Genomic DNA, 19,641 nt, shown 5'->3' with positions numbered 1-19,641 from the left:
ATCTATTTACCTTAACGTCATGGTTATTGATTGAGTTGTGATTATCCCATCACGCTCATGAGCGTAAAGATAGGCATGTACATCGCGACTAATAAACCACCGATAATGGTACCAAGAATGATAATAATAAACGGCTCTAAAATTTGACCAAGGTTATCGACGGTATTATCGACATCATCTTCGTACAATTGTGCCATTTTGTTGAGCATATCATCAAGTGCGCCAGATTCTTCACCAATCATTACCATTTGCAGCATTAATTCTGGGAAAACATCAGCTTGACGCAAGGATAAGTATAATGGCATTCCTGCTGCGGTATTGTTATACACTTCATCAATCGCTTGTTCGATATAAAGGTTATTACTGGTTTTTGCCGCCGATTGAATACCGGTCAGTAACGGAATACCCGCATTAAAAGTGGTTGCTAGCGTTCGTGCAAAACGGGAAATAGTGGCTTTAAGTAATACTCCACCAACGATGGGTAACTTTAGGCTCAGTTTGTCAACGCGATAATGGAAGCGGTAATAGTTTTTATAACAGTAGCGGAATAGCAACACTGCCATCACAATGACGCCACCTAGATAAGTGCCGTAGTTAACCAGAAAGTCCGAGGCTTTCATGACTTGGCGAGTAAACCACGGCAGTTCAGCGCCAAAACCACTAAAAATCGCCGCGAATTGGGGAATAACAAACACCAGCATTAATACTGTCACTAATACCGCGGTGATCGACACCATTGACGGGTAGATCATCGCTTTGATGATCTTTTTTCGCATCGCTTCCGCTTTTTCACGGTAAATGGCAATTCGTGCAAACACTTCACCTAAGTGACCTGTTTGTTCGCCAGTATCGACCAAGTCGCAATAGAATTTATCAAACAACGGTGAACTGGAACGCATCGCTTTTGACAGTGATGCTCCCGCTTCGACTTGGGTAGTGACTTGTTTTAGAGTAGCGCGCATTTCGCCTTTATGATGACTGTTTGCCATCAGTGTTAAGGCTTGTACTACAGGCACCCCTGATTCAACCATGGTTGATAATTGACGGGTGACCATGGTGACATCTTCAGGCTTCATTTGGTTGCGAAGGCGGCTTAATGTTCCAGGGGAAGTACGCTTGATCTTTTTAATATTGATCATTTGCTCGGTGAGCTGAAGACGTACTTCCTGTTCTTGATACCCCATGGTGACGCCAGAGACTTTACGTCCGGCTTGATTGACGCCACGCCATTGGTAGTAACGAATTTTAGTGGCAGCAACCATAATAGATCCTTGTTAGTTAACGTCAGTGGTTGTTATCTATAGCATCGTGAGTGCCGTTAAAGTTGCAGTACCCGTTGTAATTCGACGAGGCTGGTGATGCCAGCAACCAATTTATCTATTCCAGATTCTCGCAGCCGTTGCATGCCTTGGCTAGCGGCAATATCTTCTAATTGTAAGCTGGTGGCGTTTTGCATTAATGCTTCGGCGATTTCACGGCTAAATTGCATTACTTCATAAATACCGACGCGCCCAACATAGCCTTTGTTGCAATCATCACAGCCTTCTTTATTGGCTTGAAATACACTGCTATTAAGTGGCAGCTTTAAGCGCTCACAGGTCAAATCATCCAGTAAGTGCGGTTGTTTACAGTGGCTACATAACCGCCGCGCCAGCCGTTGAGCAATGATTAAACTGAGCGATGAGGCGAGGTTAAAATCTTCGACGCCCATGTTAGTTAAACGGGTAATGGTTTCGGCGGCAGAGTTAGTATGCAGGGTTGATAACACCAAGTGCCCGGTTTGGGCTGCTTTTACTGCAATCTCTGCGGTTTCTAGATCACGAATTTCACCGACCATCACCACATCAGGATCTTGACGTAAAAACGATCGTAATGCTTCCGCAAACCCAAGTCCGGCGAGATTATTGATCTGAACTTGGTTAATGCCTTGGAGGTTAATTTCAACCGGATCTTCGGCGGTAGAAATATTACGCTCGTCAGTGTTTAAAATACTTAATCCGGTATACAACGACACGGTTTTGCCACTGCCTGTTGGACCTGTCATTAAAATCATCCCTTGCGGGCGTTGTAATGCGGTTAAATAGGCCTGTTTTTGGGCCTCGCTGTAACCTAAAATATCAATGTTTAAGCTCGAACTGGAACTGTCTAAAATCCGCAGCACCACTTTTTCACCCCACAAGGTCGGTAGGGTCGAAACTCGCAGATCAATTGCCACTGAATCAGATAATTTAAGTTTGATCCGTCCATCTTGCGGTTGGCGACGCTCGGCAATATTGAGCTTTGACATTACTTTTAAACGGGTCGATAACCGCCGTGACAAACTTGACGGTGGGGTTAAATGTTGATGTAAAATACCGTCACAGCGAAACCGAATTCGATAGCTGGTTTCATAGGGTTCAAAGTGAATATCTGATGCTTTGCGACGCAGTGCATCCATTAATACTTGGTTGATATAACGAGTAACAGGGGCGCTGTCTTGGCTTAAATCGGTAGCATCATCAATTTCAAGATCGTTAATATCAATTAAGTTACCGAGATCTTCATCGCTGATTTGGCGACTATTACCGACATCGCCAATATCACTGCCATAAACCCGTCGAATAGCGGATTCAAGTTGTTTATTATCTAATAATAACGGTTCAACGTTCTTACCAATAGCGAAGCGAAATTCATCTTGCGCATCGACATTGGTAGGATCGCTCAGGCCAACAAAGAGGGTGTTATTGTCTTGCGCCAGCGGCAGCACGCGATGCTGTAATACCAGTTCACGTTGGTAGACACTTTGGCAACAACCTTGAAAGTCATAGTGGTGAACATCAACCCGATCAAGTGTGAACAGGTGCGACAATGAACGCGCCAGTTCATCATCCGCCATGATGCCCAAGCGAGTAATGGCGGTTGGGACATTGATCCCTTCCGCCTGTACTGACTCGACTATTTGTTGTTCCTGTTCGCGGCTGATTAACTCAGCTTGGAACAGGATCGAGGCGAGGTTGGTTTGCATTTCACTACTTGCAACCATCAATTTCTGGTAAAGCACCACCTGCTGCAGGTGTTCGAGTACAGGCCCATCCATCAGTTCCTCGAACAAATACTAATTTAGCTCCATTGATTGAACTATCTGTGCCAAATAGTAGTTGGATTTGATTATCTTCAGGTAAAGATATAGCGCCTAAATTATTTGCAGTATCGGTTATACCAAGATCAGTCAACGCTGTAGCTTTTACAAGTGTTCCTTTTTCTTGATAAATCATTTCTGCGGGAGTAATTAAAGCCTTTAACGTGGCTAGTCCTGATGCTACTTCACTTTTAGTTACGTAGTTTTTATAAGCTGGAATTGCAATTGCTGATAACACACCAATGATCGCCACTACGATCATCAATTCAATAAGGGTAAAGCCTTGTTGCTTTTTCATATTCCATTCCTTGAAAGTGTAATTCGCACAGCGCGAATCAAAAGGGATAGTGCAATTGGCAATAGGATAAAAGGCTTACGCGTTTGATTGAATAAGAGGTGAAAGATTGCTCGGCACAGTTTGAATTATTTATTGTGCTGTTGCAGCAGTTGCAAAATAGGGTTGGAGTTAGGGCGCAGAAAAGGAGCAGGTTGCGAGGTGAATAAGGGACGAGGAGAGCAGGAAAAGATAGTTGTGCGGGTGAGGTTATTATTCGTCATCTCGGAAACTGGGGTACGAAACTATCCGCGATCTACTCACCGCGTGATTGAGCCTTAAAGACGCCAGTGAAAATAATGACTCTACAACGTGCGGACAGTAGATTCCCTATCGCCCTCGCGGGCATTCACTGTAGGGAATGACGGTTACTAGTTAGGGGCGAGATAAAAACAGCTCTTCCTCGAAAACTAGTAACCTCGCCCCTCGAAACCTATCTCCTACCTAAACCTCATCGACAAATCCATTGCCCGTACATGCTTGGTTAGCGCACCTACCGAAATATAATCCACCCCCGTTAGCGCACACTGACGAATATTAGCGAGAGTAATGTCACCTGAGTTTTCCAGTGCCGCGCGACCGGCATTAATAGCTACCGCTTCACGCATCATCTCTAGGCTGAAATTATCCAGCATAATAATATCTGCGCCGGCGGTAATCGCTTGTTCTAATTCGGCTAGCGATTCAGTTTCTATTTCTACTGGTTTGCCGGGGTTGAGCTGCTTGGCAGTGGCGATCGCTTTATCAATCCCACCACACGCCATGATATGATTTTCTTTGATCAAATAGGCATCAAACACCCCAATACGATGGTTAAAACCGCCACCACAACTAACCGCATATTTAAGTGCGCTGCGCAGACCGGGAACGGTTTTACGGGTATCTAATAGACGAGTATTAGTGCCTTGGAGTTGGTTAACATATTCCGCAGTAAGGGTGGCGCAACCTGATAACGTTTGAATAAAGTTCATCGCATTACGCTCGCCAGTGAGCAATACCCGTGAAGGACCTTTAAGGGTACATAACACTTGGTTGGGTTTAACCACTTCACCATCAGCGACATGCCAATCAATTACCACTTCGCCACCTAATTGAACAAATACTTCATCCGCCCACAGCTGCCCACAAAAAACGCCATATTCACGGGTGATAATAGTGGCGGTGCTGTAACTATCAGCGGCAATTAAATTAGCGGTAATGTCACGACTGGCATCAATCTCACCGCCTAAATCTTCACGCAGGGCATCAGCAACTGCGCGAGTGATTTCCAGCGGCAATTGTTGTTTAAGGTAAGCGAGGCGGGCGGTGCTGTCGTGTTTATGTTCCATAGCTGTCATGTCGTATCCATTGCATGAGTTTGCCGGTAATCGAATTACCGCGAATGATACAGAAAGCATACAGGGAATAGATCCAGTTTTCGAGAGGAGAAAGGGGCAAGGAGGAGAGGTTGTTAGGGGGGAGGAAAAGTAGGAGGGAGGAAAAAGGTACGAGGAAAGACAGAGGCGAGGGATAGAGGTTTTAATTTTGGTTTCGATACTTGATACTCGAAAGCTATTTATTAATTATTTACTTGAATACTTCCACTTGAGGTTTATATGACCCTAACCATTAACAGTCATCATTGGCTTGATAACGTCAAACAAGTGCCATCGCCATTTTTTGATTCTCGCCCTGATGATGATATTTCATTGCTGGTGGTGCACAACATCAGTTTACCGCCGGGGGAGTTTGGCGGTCCTTATATTGAACAATTATTTACTGGTCAACTTGATCCTAACGAACATGCTTATTTCGCATTAATTCATCAGTTTCGCGTTTCGGCTCACTGTTTGATCCGTCGTGATGGCAGTATTATTCAGTTCGTACCCTTTAATGCTCGCGCATGGCATGCAGGGGTTTCTTGCTTTGAAGGGCGCGACAAATGTAATGATTATTCGATTGGAATTGAACTTGAGGGCTGTGATTATTTACCCTTCACCGCTTATCAGTATGAAACCCTAGCCACACTCACCCAGAAAATCATGCAGCGCTATCCTGCCATCACTCGCCAGCGGGTAACTGGCCATGAATTCATTGCACCTGGGCGTAAAACTGACCCTGGATTAGTGTTTGATTGGCAATGCTATAAAAGCCAGTTGTAAGCGATTATTTCTTGATAGTTACTGACTATGTTATTGATAAGAAAGCAAACAAATTGCTTATTAATGCTTTGTACGCCTTGATTTTTAGTGCGGTCTGTATCTTAACGTGATTGTGTTTGTTGGTTGTTATTAGTGTTGATGTGTATTTTTTGTTAAACAAAGCGGATTCTATGATTTCAATCAAGTCGAGTGTGGACTTTTACGATTATTTCTGTAAACTTTGCACGTCAGCAAATTGGTAATACCAATTACCCGTATTGTTAGTTTTGTTATGAAGCAGATTGATTATAAGAAGCATTCATCATAATGACGTATAAACGTATTCGCCAACCTAAACTTTGTGACGCTATCGAGCAAGAGCTTGAGTGTTTGATTGTTGAGGGAACATTATCTCCGGGGCAACAATTGCCTCCTGAGCGTGAACTAGCAAAGCAATTTGATGTTTCTCGCCCTTCTGTTCGTGAGGCAATTCAACGTTTAGAAGCCAAACATTTACTGACTCGTCGTCAAGGTGGCGGCACCTTTGTGACCGAGAATTTATGGAAAGGTTTTTCTGATCCATTACTTGATTTATTAGCCGCACACCCAGAAACACAATTAGATTTAGTTGAAGCACGCCATGCGTTAGAGGGATTAGCGGCATATTATGCGGCCCTGCGTGGTAATGATGATGATTTTGATCGTATTAAAGATTGTCATACGCGAATTCAGCAAGCACAACAGCAAGGCGATTTAGCCGCTGAAGCAACTGCGGTAATGCAATGCCTTATTGCGGTTACAGAGTCAGCCCATAATGTGGTGTTATTACACATTATTCGCAGTTTAGCGCCGTTGTTAGAACAAAATGTATTACAGAATTTTGAACACCTTAATCGTCACCAAGAGGTGGTGAATAAGGTTAGTAAGCATCGAGCCAATATTGTTGAAGCGATTGTTTCTAAGCAGCCGGGAAAGGCACGAGAAGCATCCCACGCACATTTGGCTTACATCGAGGAGACTTTGTTGGATTTATCGCGAGAAGATAGCAGACGTCAACGCTCTCTCCGTCGAATTCAACAACGCAAGGACGGGCTTGACTAGGGTTCTTTATCAGCCAAAGGCCATCTGCAAGTCGCGACATTGTTAGTTTAGTAAATTATAACGAAAGGATAGATCGCATGTCTGAAGTCATGAAGAGTGACGTGGATGTACTGGAAACTCAAGATTGGTTAGAAGCTCTTGAATCAGTAGTCCGTGAAGAAGGTGTTGAACGCGCCCAGTACTTACTAGAGCAAGTATTGGATAAAGCACGTTTAGATGGTGTTGATATGGCAACAGGCATCAACACTAATTACATTAATACGATTCCTGCGGCGCAACAACCTGCGTACCCAGGTGATACTACGCTAGAGCGTCGTATCCGTTCTGTCATTCGTTGGAACGCAATCATGATCGTATTGCGTGCCTCGAAGAAAGATTTAGACTTAGGCGGCCACATGGCGTCTTACCAGTCTGCTTCTGCTTTCTACGAAGTATGTTTTAACCACTTCTTCCGTGCACCTAATGACGTTGATGGCGGCGATTTGGTTTATTACCAAGGTCACATCTCTCCAGGGATCTACTCACGTGCATTCGTTGAAGGCCGTTTAACAGCAGATCAGCTTGATAACTTCCGTCAAGAAGTTGATGGCAAAGGTATTCCTTCATACCCACACCCTAAGTTAATGCCTGAATTCTGGCAGTTCCCAACGGTATCTATGGGTCTAGGTCCTATCTCTGCGATCTACCAAGCACGTTTCCTTAAATACCTAAATGGTCGTGGTCTTAAAGACACATCAGCGCAACGTGTTTACGCGTTCCTAGGTGACGGCGAGATGGATGAGCCAGAATCACGCGGTGCGATTTCTTTTGCAGCACGTGAGAAGCTAGATAACCTATGTTTCCTTATCAACTGTAACCTACAGCGCCTAGATGGCCCGGTTATGGGTAACGGTAAGATCATTCAAGAGCTAGAAGGCCTATTTAAAGGCGCTGGCTGGAATGTGGTTAAAGTGATCTGGGGTAACAACTGGGATTCACTACTAGCAAAAGACACTACTGGTAAGCTTCTTCAGTTAATGAACGAAACTATCGATGGTGACTACCAGACATTTAAATCTAAAGATGGCGCTTACGTACGTGAGAACTTCTTTGGTAAGTACCCTGAGACTGCAGCACTGGTTGCTGACATGACAGATGAGCAAATCTTTGAACTGAAACGTGGTGGTCACGATTCATCAAAACTATTTGCTGCATTTACTAATGCAAAAGACACTCAAGGTAAACCAACGGTTATTCTTGCTAAAACTGTTAAAGGTTACGGCATGGGTGAAGCCGCTGAAGGTAAAAACATCGCTCACGGTGTGAAGAAAATGGACATGACTCATGTTCAATACCTACGTGACCGTTTAGGCCTACAAGACCTTATCTCTGATGAAGCAATCAAATCATTGCCTTATCTAGAGCTTGAAAAAGGCTCTGCTGAGTATAACTACCTACACGCTCGTCGTGAGGCACTATTAGGTTACACACCTAAGCGTAGCCCTAAGTTTACTCAAGAATTTAAAGTGCCTGAGCTTGAAGAGTTCACTCCGTTGCTTGTTGAGCAAAAGCGTGAAATCTCAACCACAATGGCTTACGTTCGTACCCTAAATATTCTATTAAAAAATAAGAATATTGGTAAGAACATCGTGCCTATCATCTGTGATGAAGCGCGTACCTTTGGTATGGAAGGTCTGTTCCGTCAAGTGGGTATCTACAACCCAGCGGGTCAAACTTACACCCCAGAAGACAAGGGCATTGTTTCTTACTACAAAGAAGCAAACTCAGGTCAGGTTCTGCAAGAAGGTATCAACGAACTAGGTTCAATGGCATCTTGGGTCGCTGCTGCAACATCATACAGCACCAACGATTTACCAATGATTCCGTTCTACATCTACTACTCAATGTTCGGCTTCCAACGTGTTGGCGACATGGCGTGGATGGCAGGTGACCAACAAGCACGTGGCTTCCTATTAGGTGCTACTGCAGGTCGTACAACCTTGAACGGTGAAGGTCTTCAGCACGAAGATGGCCATTCACACATCATGGCTAACACAGTGCCTAACTGTATCTCTTACGACCCAACGTTTGCTTACGAGCTAGCGGTTATCATGCAAGACGGTATTCGTCGCATGTACGGTGAAGAGCAAGAGAACATTTATTACTACCTAACAGTAATGAATGAAAACTACGCCATGCCTGGTATGCCAGAAGGCGCAGAAGAAGGTATTCGTAAGGGTATCTACAAGCTTGAGTCTTACGCGGGTGAGAAGTCTAAAGTTCAGTTAATGAGCTCTGGTACGATCATGAATGAAGTACGCGCAGCGGCTCAAATTCTAAGTGAAGACTACGGCGTAGCATCTGATGTTTACTCGGTAACATCATTCAACGAATTGACTCGTGACGGTCAAGATGTTGAGCGTTACAACATGCTTCACCCACAAGCTGAGCAGAAAGTTCCTTACATCACAACGGTTATGGGTTCTGAGCCTGCAATCGCTGCGACTGACTACATGAAGAACTACGCAGAACAAGTTCGCGCGTTCATGCCTTCTGAGTCATTTAAAGTACTGGGTACTGATGGCTTCGGTCGTTCAGATAGCCGTGCTAACCTACGTCGTCACTTTGAAGTTAATGCAGGCTACGTTGTTGTTGCTGCACTTTCTGAATTGGCAAAACGTGGTGACATCGAGAATTCTGTAGTTGTAGATGCAATTGCTAAATTCAACATTGACGCAGACAAGATCAACCCGCTATACGCGTAAGAGGCAAATATAATGGCAATCGAAATTAATGTACCTGATATCGGTGCGGATGAGGTTGAAGTAACTGAGATTCTTGTTAGCGTTGGCGACAAGGTTGAAGAAGATCAATCACTGATCACTGTTGAAGGCGATAAAGCATCAATGGAAGTGCCTGCTTCTCAAGCGGGTATCGTGAAAGAAATTAAAATCGTTGTTGGTGACACAGTTTCTACTGGTTCATTGATCATGATCTTTGAAGCTGAAGGCGCAGTCGTTGCTGCCCCTGTAGCTGAAGCAGCAGCTGTTGCCGCGCCTGTAGCAGCAACGGTAGCTGAACTGAAAGAAGTACACGTGCCTGATATCGGCGGTGATGAAGTTGAAGTAACTGAAATTATGGTTGCTATCGGCGACAGCATCGAAGAAGAGCAGTCACTACTTACTGTTGAAGGCGATAAAGCGTCAATGGAAGTACCAGCACCGTTTGCTGGCGTATTAAAAGAAATCAAAATTGCAGCTGGCGATAAAGTATCAACTGGCTCACTGGTAATGATTTTTGAAGTTGCTGGCTCTGCGCCAGTAGCGGCTCCTGCTCAAGCAGCAGCACCTGTAGCAGCAGCTCCAGCCGTTGCAGCAGCGAAAGAAGTTCATGTTCCAGATATCGGCGGTGATGAAGTTGAAGTAACTGAAATCATGGTTGCAGTTGGCGATACAGTAGAAGAAGAGCAATCTTTAATTACTGTTGAAGGCGACAAAGCATCAATGGAAGTACCTGCACCGTTCGCTGGTACTATCAAAGAAATCAAAATCGCTGCTGGCGACAAGGTTTCTACTGGTTCATTGATCATGATCTTTGACGTTGTTGGCGCAGCACCTGTAGCGGTAGCGGTAGCGGTTGCAGCACCTGCTCAAGCAGAAGCTCCGGCACCTGCAGCGGCACCTATTGCATCTGCTCCGGCAGCAACAACGGGCGACTTTGAAGAAAACAACGATTATGCACACGCATCACCTGTTGTTCGTCGTCTAGCACGTGAGTTTGGCGTTAACCTTGCGAAAGTTAAAGGTACTGGCCGTAAGAACCGCGTTCTTAAAGAAGACGTTCAAAGCTTCGTTAAAGATGCACTTAAGCGTCTTGAGTCTGGTGCAGCAGCATCGGCTTCAGGTAAAGGCGATGGCGCTGCATTAGGTCTGCTACCTTGGCCGAAGATTGACTTCAGCAAGTTTGGTGAGACAGAAGTTAAACCGCTTTCTCGCATTAAGAAGATTTCTGGCGCTAACCTGCACCGTAACTGGGTAATGATCCCACACGTTACTCAGTGGGATAATGCAGATATCACTGAGCTTGAAGCATTCCGTAAAGACCAAAACGCTATCGAAGCGAAGAAAGACACTGGCATGAAAATCACGCCATTAGTGTTCATTCTTAAAGCAGTAGCGAAAGCACTAGAAGCGTTCCCTTCATTCAACTCTTCACTATCTGATGATGGCGCGAGCTTGATTTTGAAGAAATACATCAACATCGGCATCGCGGTAGATACCCCGAATGGCTTGGTTGTTCCTGTATTTAAAGACGTGAACAAGAAGGGTATTTACGAGCTGTCTGAAGAGCTAATGACTATCTCTAAGAAAGCACGTGCTGGTAAGCTAACGGCATCAGATATGCAAGGTGGCTGTTTCACTATCTCAAGCCTTGGTGGCTTAGGTGGTACTGCGTTCACACCAATCGTGAATGCACCAGAAGTAGGTATCCTTGGTGTATCTAAGTCTGAAATGAAACCAGTATGGAACGGTAAAGAGTTTGAACCGCGTCTACAACTTCCATTATCACTGTCATACGATCACCGTGTGATTGATGGTGCTGAAGGTGCACGTTTCATTACTTACCTAAATGGTTGTCTATCTGACATCCGTCGTTTGGTACTATAAGGTTTCACATCCACAACGCCATGCCTACGTTGAGTAGGCATGGAATTGTTGTTTAGCTCACAGGCTACAGTAATTTATTTTTCATCTTGTTAACAGGTCTGTAAACTTGTTGCTCAGTTTGAACGTAAATTCTGAATGAATATTACAGCATAGCTGATAGCCTGTTAGGGATAAAAGACTTACAACGAGGTCATGATGAGCAAAGAAATTAAAGCCCAGGTAGTAGTAGTCGGTTCAGGCCCTGCTGGTTATTCTGCGGCATTCCGTTGTGCAGACTTAGGTTTGGATACGGTTTTAATCGAAAAATATAGTACCCTAGGCGGTGTGTGTCTTAACGTGGGTTGTATCCCATCAAAAGCTCTGCTTCACGTAGCGAAAGTTATTGAAGAAGCAAAAGCAATGGCAGAACACGGCGTGATTTTCGGCGAGCCACAAACCGATATTAATAAAATCCGTCTATGGAAAGATAAAGTAATTACCCAACTTACTGGCGGTCTTGGCGGTATGGCTAAGATGCGTAAAGTTAACGTGGTTAACGGTTACGGTAAGTTCACAGGTCCTAATTCAATCGTTGTTGAAGGTGCTGACGGTCAAACGACAGTAACATTTGACAATGCAATTATCGCTGCGGGTTCACGCCCAATTAAGTTACCTTTCATTCCGCATGAAGACCCACGTATTTGGGATTCAACAGATGCGCTAGAGCTTAAAGAAGTACCTAAAAAGTTACTTGTTATGGGCGGCGGTATCATCGGTCTTGAAATGGGTACGGTTTACCACGCCCTAGGTTCTGATGTCGACGTTGTTGAAATGTTCGATCAAGTGATTCCTGCTGCTGATAAAGATATCATTAAAGTCTTCACTAAGCGTATTTCTAAGAAATTCAACCTAATGCTTGAAACGAAAGTGACAGCAGTTGAAGCTAAAGAAGACGGTATCTACGTATCAATGGAAGGCAAGAAAGCCCCTGCTGAACCTGTACGTTATGATGCAGTGTTAGTGGCTATCGGCCGTGTACCAAACGGTAAATTGATCGACGCTGAAAAAGCGGGTATCAATGTTGATGAGCGCGGCTTTATCAATGTAGATAAGCAACTACGTACTAACGTAGCGCACATTCACGCGATTGGTGACGTTGTTGGTCAACCTATGCTTGCTCACAAAGGTGTGCATGAAGGTCACGTAGCAGCAGAAGTTATTTCTGGTAAGAAGCACTACTTCGATCCTAAAGTAATTCCTTCAATTGCCTACACTGAGCCAGAAGTTGCGTGGGTAGGTAAGACTGAGAAAGAAGCGAAAGCAGAAGGTATCAACTACGAAGTTGCTACGTTCCCATGGGCGGCATCAGGCCGTGCTATCGCATCTGATTGTGCTGATGGTATGACCAAGATGATCTTCGACAAAGACACTCACCGCGTTATCGGTGGTGCAATCGTTGGTACTAACGGTGGTGAATTGCTAGGTGAAATCGGTCTAGCGATCGAGATGGGTTGTGATGCAGAAGATATCGCATTAACTATCCACGCTCACCCAACATTGCATGAATCAATTGGTCTTGCAGCAGAAGTATTTGAAGGTTCAATCACTGACCTGCCAAATGCAAAAGCAGTAAAGCGTAAGAAGTAATTCTCGCTTAACTTGCTCAGTTAACTAAAAAGCGCCTGATTGGCGCTTTTTTTGTGGCTGCTATTTCACCAACGGTATATTTTCACTAGCAGTACATTATTTTGTGATTAAGACGCAATAATTTTCCAAAACTGTGAATGTTGTAAAACATCGATTTATTTTAAAATTAGGTTAAAAGTGATATGGTATTTAACAGTTTTGATCCCTGATTAATAGCGAAGACGTAAGGTATGGATTACACGTCAATCACTGATCAGCGAGAGATCATTTAACTTCCAAGGATGTTCGACGCTATAGTCGAGCCAATATAAGAGGAATATGTCGTGCTTGAAGCCTACCGTAAACACGTCGAAGAACGTGCGGCCGAAGGGGTTGTTGCCCAGCCGCTAAATGCTGAACAGGTTGCTGCTCTGATTGAGCAATTAAAAACCCCACCACAAGGTGAGGAAGCAGTCCTACTCGATCTACTAGAAAATCGTATTCCACCGGGTGTGGATGAAGCGGCTTATGTAAAGGCAGGTTTTCTGGCAGCGATCACCACCGGCGAAGCCCAATCGCCATTGGTTAGCAAAGCCAAAGCTGCACAATTATTAGGGACTATGCAAGGCGGTTATAATATTGAGCCATTAGTATCATTACTTGATGATGCTGAGCTTGCGCCAATTGCAGTGACTGCGTTATCACATACATTACTGATGTTTGATTCATTTTATGATGTCGAGCAAAAAGCCAAAGCAGGTAATGCGTTTGCTGAGCAAGTGATGCAATCTTGGGCTGCTGCTGAGTGGTTTCTATCTAAACCTGCTCTTGCTGAAAAAATCACCCTTACTGTTTTTAAAGTCACTGGTGAAACCAATACCGATGACTTATCGCCAGCCCCTGATGCATGGTCACGGCCTGATATTCCACTGCACGCGTTAGCAATGCTAAAAATTGAGCGTGAAGGGATCACTCCTGATCAAGCGGGCACTATTGGCCCGATCACTCAAATTGAAGCGCTAAAGCAACAAGGCCATCAATTAGTCTATGTCGGTGATGTTGTAGGAACAGGCTCTTCACGTAAGTCTGCCACTAACTCTGTGCTGTGGTTTATGGGGGATGATATTCCTTATGTACCCAATAAACGCGCCGGTGGTTATGTGCTTGGCGGTAAGATCGCGCCGATCTTCTTTAATACCATGGAAGATGCAGGCGCATTGCCGATTGAAGTTGATGTGACTAAGTTAGCCATGGGCGATGTAATTGATGTTTACCCATTTAAAGGAGAAGTCCGTCGTCATGATAACGATGAATTAGTCTCAACCTTTAAATTAAAAACCGATGTCCTGATTGATGAAGTGCGTGCGGGTGGTCGAATTCCATTGATCATCGGTCGTGGTTTAACCGATCGTGCGCGTCAAGCATTGAACCTACCTGCATCTGAGGTATTCCGTCGTCCTGTCGCCGTTGCTGAAAGTGATAAAGGTTATACTTTAGCGCAGAAGATGGTCGGTAAAGCATGTGGTGTTGAGGGCGTTCGTCCGGGCACTTATTGTGAGCCCAAAATGACCACTGTTGGTTCGCAAGATACCACCGGCCCTATGACTCGTGATGAACTGAAAGACTTAGCCTGTTTAGGCTTCTCGGCGGATCTGACGATGCAGTCTTTCTGTCATACTTCGGCGTATCCAAAACCAATTGATGTTAATACTCACCATACTCTGCCTGATTTTATTATGAATCGTGGTGGAGTGGCGTTACGTCCTAAAGATGGTGTTATTCACTCATGGCTTAACCGAATGTTGCTGCCTGATACGGTAGGTACTGGGGGCGATTCACATACCCGTTTCCCATTAGGTATTTCATTCCCAGCCGGTTCAGGTTTAGTGGCATTTGCTGCGGCAACCGGAGTGATGCCACTGGATATGCCAGAATCTATTTTGGTGCGCTTTAAAGGCGAGATGCAAGCAGGGATCACCCTACGTGATTTAGTCCATGCAATTCCTTATTTTGCGATTCAGCAAGGGCTATTAACGGTTGAAAAATCGGGCAAGATCAATGAATTCTCAGGCCGTGTACTTGAGATTGAAGGGGTTGAGCATTTATCGGTTGAGCAAGCGTTTGAGCTTTCTGATGCCTCGGCTGAGCGTAGTGCTGCGGGTTGTACCGTGAAACTGTCGCCAGAATCAATCACTGAATATTTAAACTCCAATATCGTGATGCTGAAATGGATGATCGCTGAAGGTTATGGCGATCGTCGTACCATTGAACGTCGTGTTACTGCGATGCAAGAGTGGTTAGCCAATCCTGAGTTAATGACCGCAGATAAAGACGCGGAATATGCGCATGTGATCGACATTGATCTGGCGGATATTAAAGAGCCAATTTTATGTGCGCCTAATGATCCTGATGATGCACGTTTACTGTCAGAGGTTGCAGGTACAGCGATTGATGAAGTGTTTATCGGTTCATGCATGACTAACATTGGTCACTTCCGTGCCGCAGGTAAATTGCTTGAGAAATTTGGTGGCCAATTAGATACTCGTTTATGGGTTGCACCGCCAACGAAGATGGATAAAGATCAGCTAACCGAAGAAGGCTATTACGGTATCTTTGGTCGCGCTGGGGTACGTATTGAAACACCGGGATGCTCATTGTGTATGGGTAACCAAGCACGAGTAAAAGATAACTCAACGGTGATGTCGACCTCGACCCGTAACTTCCCCAACCGTTTAGGTAATGGTGCTAACGTGTACTTATCCTCGGCTGAGTTAGCTGCGGTGGGTGCAATTCTAGGTCGTATTCCAACCATGGATGAATACCTAACCTATGCGCAGCAAATCGATGCGACGGCGGCTGATACTTATCGTTACCTCAACTTTGATCGTATGGCTGAATACACCAATAAAGCCGATGAAGTGATTATTCAGCAAGCTGTTTAATCTTCGTCATTATTGGTGAGATAAAAATAAATCATAAAACAGATAGAAAAAACGCCGCGAATAATCGCGGCGTTTTTATTGGGGGAATTAACTGCTTTGGGAAATGCCCGCTTACATTAATGTGATGAGTTTAAGCTATAAATAGCCGCGACATTACGGGCGGTTAGTTCGACATTAATAGCAGCATTCTTAAAAGCTTGTTCAAGGCTCATCGCAGCAGGAACAACACTAAATACCGCATCAATACCATGCCCATAAACCACGCCGCAATCTTGGCTTAGGCAACCTGCGATACCAATCACCGGTTTATTAAATTTCTTGGCAGCACGTGCAACACCAATCGGGGTTTTACCGTGAATGGTTTGGCTATCAATTCGACCTTCGCCAGTGATCACCAGATCGGCATCTTTAACAATCTCGTTGAAGTTAACCGCATCAATCACAATCTCAATCCCTGATCGTAATTGGGCATTAAATAAGCCTAATAACGCTGCGCCCATACCGCCTGCGGCACCAGCCCCTGCTGTATTCTTAATATCTGTGCCTAAGTCACGTTTAATAATGTCGGCATAGTGAGTGAGGTTTTGATCAAGCTCGGCAACCATTATTGGAGTTGCGCCTTTTTGAGGTCCAAACACCTGTGATGCGCCTTTTTCACCACAAAGGGGATTATCAACATCACACGCAACTTCTAGTTTTATATGGGCTAGACGGGGATCAATGTGACTGACATCTATTGTCGCCAGTTGTGCTAATGCCTGACCCCCCAATCCTAAAGGCTGAGCGTTGCTATCTAATAGTTGCACTCCAAGCGCTTGCGCCATACCGCTACCGCCGTCATTAGTGGCACTGCCACCAATACCAATAATAATATGTTTAACCCCGTGATCCAGTGCCGCTAGAATCAACTCACCAGTACCATAACTCGTCGTGAGCATTGGATTGCGTAGATCTGGGCTAACAAGGTGTAAGCCAGATGCTGCCGCCATTTCAATAACAGCAGTTTTACCGTCACCCATGATGCCGAAAAAGGCGGGTACTGATTTACCCAAAGGACCAGTAACTGAGTGCTCAATAATAGTGCCGTTACTGGCGTCAACTAATGATTGTACGGTGCCTTCACCGCCATCAGCCATCGGCAGTTTAATGTATTCGGTATCAGGCATCACTTGACAGAAACCCGCTTCAATAGCCGTCGCCACTTCCATTGCAGTCAGGCTTTCTTTGTATGAGTCAGGAGCAATAATAATTTTCATAATCAATCAGCCTTGTTAAATGTGGGAGTCCGTTAAATAAAGGCATATAACAATTTAGTTGCTAGAGATGAGTTGCATTTTAGTGATAGATCCTGACAATGGGCGCCAAGCGCATTCTGCTGGCAGTGTAGCAGTTAACAACTAAGATGATCAGAGATGGGGTACTAAAGGTATGGATTACGAATTTAAAAAAAATACCTTGGACGGTAGTTATCATGCCATTTTTTCAATGGGCCATGAAGTATTAGGCCGTTGGATCATTGACGAGCTAGGCAAGGATGTCGATAAAATTGATCTGGTAATGAATCAACTTAGTGCATTGAAACATAGCACGAAAGAATGGCGGTTAACGGGTGAAGAATTAACATTATGCTTACAAGATAATGAAGCTTTAGTCCAAGATAACTGCTTGTTTTCAGAAGAAGATGAAGATTTTGAAGAGGATCTACATTTTTATGATGATGAATGTATGTCGGTATGTGGCTTTGAGGATTTAGCCCAAGCATTAGCCGCTTGGCGATCATTTGTGATCCGTTTTTAAATCAGTTATTTATCAGTAGCGATTAAGTGCTACATGATAGTGAAAAGGCTGCACCTATATGGTGCGGCCTTTTTTTGTTTTTACATGATATTTTTTATATTTCTTTATTAAACAGCATGTTAAATAGTTGGCATGATGATTGTTTGTTGTTTAACCATAACGGGAAAATATGTTGGGTTAAGGAGCAAATCATGAAAATAATTAATGCGATTATTAAACCATTTAAATTAGATGACGTACGTGAAGCATTAGCAGATGTCGGCGTTGAAGGGATGACGGTATCTGAAGTCAAAGGATTTGGACGTCAAAAGGGTCATACCGAACTCTATCGCGGTGCTGAATATCAAGTCGATTTTTTACCGAAAGTGAAACTAGAAATCGCAACTCAAGCAGAAAATATTGACAACATTGTTGATGCTATCAGTAAGGCCGCTCAAACAGGAAAAATCGGAGATGGCAAGATATTTGTTTACGATCTTGAACATGCTGTACGTATTCGAACAGGAGAAGTAGACAGGGAAGCACTTTAGCCGCAGCATGTGATTAGGATGATAAATATTAGGTATTAGAGGAAGATAACCATGGAATTATCAATAACAGTAATTGAATTACGCTATGCACTCGATACATTTTTCTTTTTGATCTCTGGTGCATTAGTGATGTGGATGGCAGCAGGTTTTGCGATGTTAGAAGCAGGCTTAGTGCGCTCAAAGAACACTACTGAGATATTAACCAAGAATTTTTGTTTATATGCGATAGCCTGTACCACGTTTTTATTAGTTGGCTATAACATTATGTATGTCGATAACAGTGCGGGTGGTTGGTTGCCATCGTTTGGTGCACTGATTGGCACTCAAGCCGAAGGTGCTGACCACTCTTTAGAATCAGATTTCTTTTTTCAGGTAGTCTTCGTAGCGACAGCAATGTCAGTAGTATCAGGTGCAGTTGCTGAGCGAATGAAACTATGGTCATTTTTATTATTTTCAGTGGTATTAACCGGTGTGATTTATCCGATTGAAGGGTATTGGACATGGGGTGGTGGTTTTCTAGCTGAAGCCGGTTTTAGTGACTTTGCAGGTTCTGGTATTGTTCATATGGCGGGTGCTGCTGCTGCGTTTGCTGGAGTATTACTATTAGGCGCACGAAAAGGTAAGTACGGTAAAAATGGAGAGGTTCATCCTATCCCTGGTTCAAATATGCCATTAGCCACTGTGGGTACGTTTATTCTGTGGTTCGGTTGGTTTGGTTTTAACGGTGGTTCACAATTAATGTTGTCAGATTTTGAGAATGCGACCGCTGTTGGACAAATATTCCTTAACACCAATGCCGCAGCTGCTGCTGGCGCGATTGTTGCTCTGCTTGTCTGTAAAATTATGTGGGGTAAGGCTGATCTGACGATGATTCTTAACGGTGCATTGGCTGGTTTAGTTGCGATTACCGCCGATCCATTATCACCGTCACCATTAGCCGCTGTTGCTATTGGTGGTGCTGCTGGTGCGATAGTGGTGTTTAGTATTATTGGCTTTGATAAAATCAAGATTGATGATCCTGTTGGTGCGATTTCAGTTCACGGTGTATGTGGTTTATTTGGTTTAATGATGGTGCCATTGAGTAATCCAGATGCTTCATTTATGACCCAGTTATTTGGTGCCGCGGTTATTTTTGGATGGGTATTTGGTGCAAGTTTAGCAGTCTGGGGCATTCTGAAACTTACTATCGGTATTCGTGTTAGTGAAGATGAAGAGCTTGAAGGGATGGACTCACATGACTGTGGTGTTGATGCTTACCCTGAGTTTGTTAGCGCAAAATAGCAATAATAGCGGTATTTAATTGCTATTAAAGTGTAAAAAAACGTCATCGCTTGCGATGACGTTTTTTTGTAATGAAGTGTTACTGGTCGATTGTGTTCGAAGATGAAAACCGTATAATTTGCATTAATCTAATTGAGAAACATTATCATTACATTTTGCATTAAGGG

General features: G+C 44.1%; 14 protein-coding genes. 9 read left to right on the top strand and 5 right to left on the bottom strand.

Annotation, left to right across the window (positions count from 1 at the left end):
- Nucleotides 1-41: 41 nt before the first annotated feature.
- The 4 genes from BTO21_RS10400 to nadC all read right to left on the bottom strand — a co-directional run bounded on the left by BTO21_RS10400 (nucleotide 42) and on the right by nadC (nucleotide 4,780).
- On the bottom strand, nucleotides 42-1,262 hold the full coding sequence (locus tag BTO21_RS10400) for a type II secretion system F family protein (RefSeq protein WP_045028079.1): 1,221 nt from the start codon (nucleotides 1,260-1,262) through the stop codon (nucleotides 42-44).
- Between the two features lie 56 nt (nucleotides 1,263-1,318).
- The gene (gene pilB, locus BTO21_RS10395; RefSeq protein ID WP_045028181.1) at nucleotides 1,319-3,004 is read right to left on the bottom strand and encodes a type IV-A pilus assembly ATPase PilB; all 1,686 of its coding nucleotides are present in this window, start codon (nucleotides 3,002-3,004) and stop codon (nucleotides 1,319-1,321) included.
- Nucleotides 3,005-3,008: 4 nt separating this feature from the next.
- Entirely contained in the window at nucleotides 3,009-3,416 is a 408-nt protein-coding gene (locus tag BTO21_RS10390; RefSeq protein WP_045028077.1) for a pilin, read from the bottom strand.
- A gap of 476 nt (nucleotides 3,417-3,892) precedes the next feature.
- Nucleotides 3,893-4,780, bottom strand: a complete 888-nt coding sequence (gene nadC, locus BTO21_RS10385) for a carboxylating nicotinate-nucleotide diphosphorylase (protein WP_105026833.1) — start codon at nucleotides 4,778-4,780, stop codon at nucleotides 3,893-3,895.
- 267 nt (nucleotides 4,781-5,047) lie between these two features.
- Between nadC and ampD the strand changes: the two genes are divergently transcribed.
- From ampD to acnB, 6 genes are all read left to right on the top strand, one after another.
- Nucleotides 5,048-5,593 (top strand): 1,6-anhydro-N-acetylmuramyl-L-alanine amidase AmpD, encoded by a 546-nt coding sequence (ampD, locus tag BTO21_RS10380; RefSeq protein WP_045028076.1) that lies wholly within the window; start codon nucleotides 5,048-5,050, stop codon nucleotides 5,591-5,593.
- Between the two features lie 306 nt (nucleotides 5,594-5,899).
- On the top strand, nucleotides 5,900-6,673 hold the full coding sequence (gene pdhR, locus BTO21_RS10375) for a pyruvate dehydrogenase complex transcriptional repressor PdhR (RefSeq protein WP_045028074.1): 774 nt from the start codon (nucleotides 5,900-5,902) through the stop codon (nucleotides 6,671-6,673).
- A 77-nt stretch (nucleotides 6,674-6,750) separates the two neighbouring features.
- Entirely contained in the window at nucleotides 6,751-9,417 is a 2,667-nt protein-coding gene (aceE, locus tag BTO21_RS10370; protein WP_045028072.1) for a pyruvate dehydrogenase (acetyl-transferring), homodimeric type, read from the top strand.
- A gap of 12 nt (nucleotides 9,418-9,429) precedes the next feature.
- On the top strand, nucleotides 9,430-11,319 hold the full coding sequence (aceF, locus tag BTO21_RS10365) for a pyruvate dehydrogenase complex dihydrolipoyllysine-residue acetyltransferase (protein ID WP_045028071.1): 1,890 nt from the start codon (nucleotides 9,430-9,432) through the stop codon (nucleotides 11,317-11,319).
- Between the two features lie 195 nt (nucleotides 11,320-11,514).
- Nucleotides 11,515-12,945, top strand: a complete 1,431-nt coding sequence (gene lpdA, locus BTO21_RS10360; RefSeq protein WP_045028069.1) for a dihydrolipoyl dehydrogenase — start codon at nucleotides 11,515-11,517, stop codon at nucleotides 12,943-12,945.
- Between the two features lie 323 nt (nucleotides 12,946-13,268).
- On the top strand, nucleotides 13,269-15,866 hold the full coding sequence (gene acnB, locus BTO21_RS10355) for a bifunctional aconitate hydratase 2/2-methylisocitrate dehydratase (RefSeq protein WP_045028067.1): 2,598 nt from the start codon (nucleotides 13,269-13,271) through the stop codon (nucleotides 15,864-15,866).
- A 116-nt stretch (nucleotides 15,867-15,982) separates the two neighbouring features.
- On the opposite strand, the gene BTO21_RS10350 is transcribed toward acnB, so the two are convergent.
- The gene (locus tag BTO21_RS10350; protein ID WP_045028066.1) at nucleotides 15,983-17,122 is read right to left on the bottom strand and encodes a glycerate kinase; all 1,140 of its coding nucleotides are present in this window, start codon (nucleotides 17,120-17,122) and stop codon (nucleotides 15,983-15,985) included.
- 172 nt (nucleotides 17,123-17,294) lie between these two features.
- Between BTO21_RS10350 and BTO21_RS10345 the strand changes: the two genes are divergently transcribed.
- The 3 genes from BTO21_RS10345 to BTO21_RS10335 all read left to right on the top strand — a co-directional run bounded on the left by BTO21_RS10345 (nucleotide 17,295) and on the right by BTO21_RS10335 (nucleotide 19,474).
- Entirely contained in the window at nucleotides 17,295-17,663 is a 369-nt protein-coding gene (locus BTO21_RS10345; RefSeq protein ID WP_045028064.1) for a YacL family protein, read from the top strand.
- A 191-nt stretch (nucleotides 17,664-17,854) separates the two neighbouring features.
- Complete coding sequence (locus BTO21_RS10340; RefSeq protein ID WP_045028062.1) at nucleotides 17,855-18,193, top strand: P-II family nitrogen regulator; 339 nt, start codon at nucleotides 17,855-17,857, stop codon at nucleotides 18,191-18,193.
- A gap of 51 nt (nucleotides 18,194-18,244) precedes the next feature.
- On the top strand, nucleotides 18,245-19,474 hold the full coding sequence (locus tag BTO21_RS10335; RefSeq protein WP_045028061.1) for an ammonium transporter: 1,230 nt from the start codon (nucleotides 18,245-18,247) through the stop codon (nucleotides 19,472-19,474).
- Nucleotides 19,475-19,641 lie beyond the last annotated feature (167 nt).

Source organism: Photobacterium phosphoreum (assembly GCF_002954725.1).
In the GTDB taxonomy this organism is placed as follows: domain Bacteria; phylum Pseudomonadota; class Gammaproteobacteria; order Enterobacterales; family Vibrionaceae; genus Photobacterium; species Photobacterium phosphoreum.
The sequence above is the reverse complement of the archived record's forward strand: the minus strand, read 5'-3'. Positions and strand labels throughout refer to the sequence as shown.

Bases quoted from the DNA above. Each gene is read 5' to 3' on its own strand.
- lpdA (WP_045028069.1), top strand. From the start codon at position 11,515: ATGAGCAAAGAAATTAAAGCCCAGGTAGTAGTAGTCGGTTCAGGCCCT.
- BTO21_RS10345 (WP_045028064.1), top strand. From the start codon at position 17,295: ATGGATTACGAATTTAAAAAAAATACCTTGGACGGTAGTTATCATGCC.
- BTO21_RS10335 (WP_045028061.1), top strand. From the start codon at position 18,245: ATGGAATTATCAATAACAGTAATTGAATTACGCTATGCACTCGATACA.
- ampD (WP_045028076.1), top strand. From the start codon at position 5,048: ATGACCCTAACCATTAACAGTCATCATTGGCTTGATAACGTCAAACAA.
- BTO21_RS10400 (WP_045028079.1), bottom strand. From the start codon at position 1,262: ATGGTTGCTGCCACTAAAATTCGTTACTACCAATGGCGTGGCGTCAAT.
- BTO21_RS10390 (WP_045028077.1), bottom strand. From the start codon at position 3,416: ATGAAAAAGCAACAAGGCTTTACCCTTATTGAATTGATGATCGTAGTG.
- pilB (WP_045028181.1), bottom strand. From the start codon at position 3,004: ATGCAAACCAACCTCGCCTCGATCCTGTTCCAAGCTGAGTTAATCAGC.
- aceE (WP_045028072.1), top strand. From the start codon at position 6,751: ATGTCTGAAGTCATGAAGAGTGACGTGGATGTACTGGAAACTCAAGAT.
- BTO21_RS10350 (WP_045028066.1), bottom strand. From the start codon at position 17,122: ATGAAAATTATTATTGCTCCTGACTCATACAAAGAAAGCCTGACTGCA.
- nadC (WP_105026833.1), bottom strand. From the start codon at position 4,780: ATGGAACATAAACACGACAGCACCGCCCGCCTCGCTTACCTTAAACAA.
- BTO21_RS10340 (WP_045028062.1), top strand. From the start codon at position 17,855: ATGAAAATAATTAATGCGATTATTAAACCATTTAAATTAGATGACGTA.
- aceF (WP_045028071.1), top strand. From the start codon at position 9,430: ATGGCAATCGAAATTAATGTACCTGATATCGGTGCGGATGAGGTTGAA.
- pdhR (WP_045028074.1), top strand. From the start codon at position 5,900: ATGACGTATAAACGTATTCGCCAACCTAAACTTTGTGACGCTATCGAG.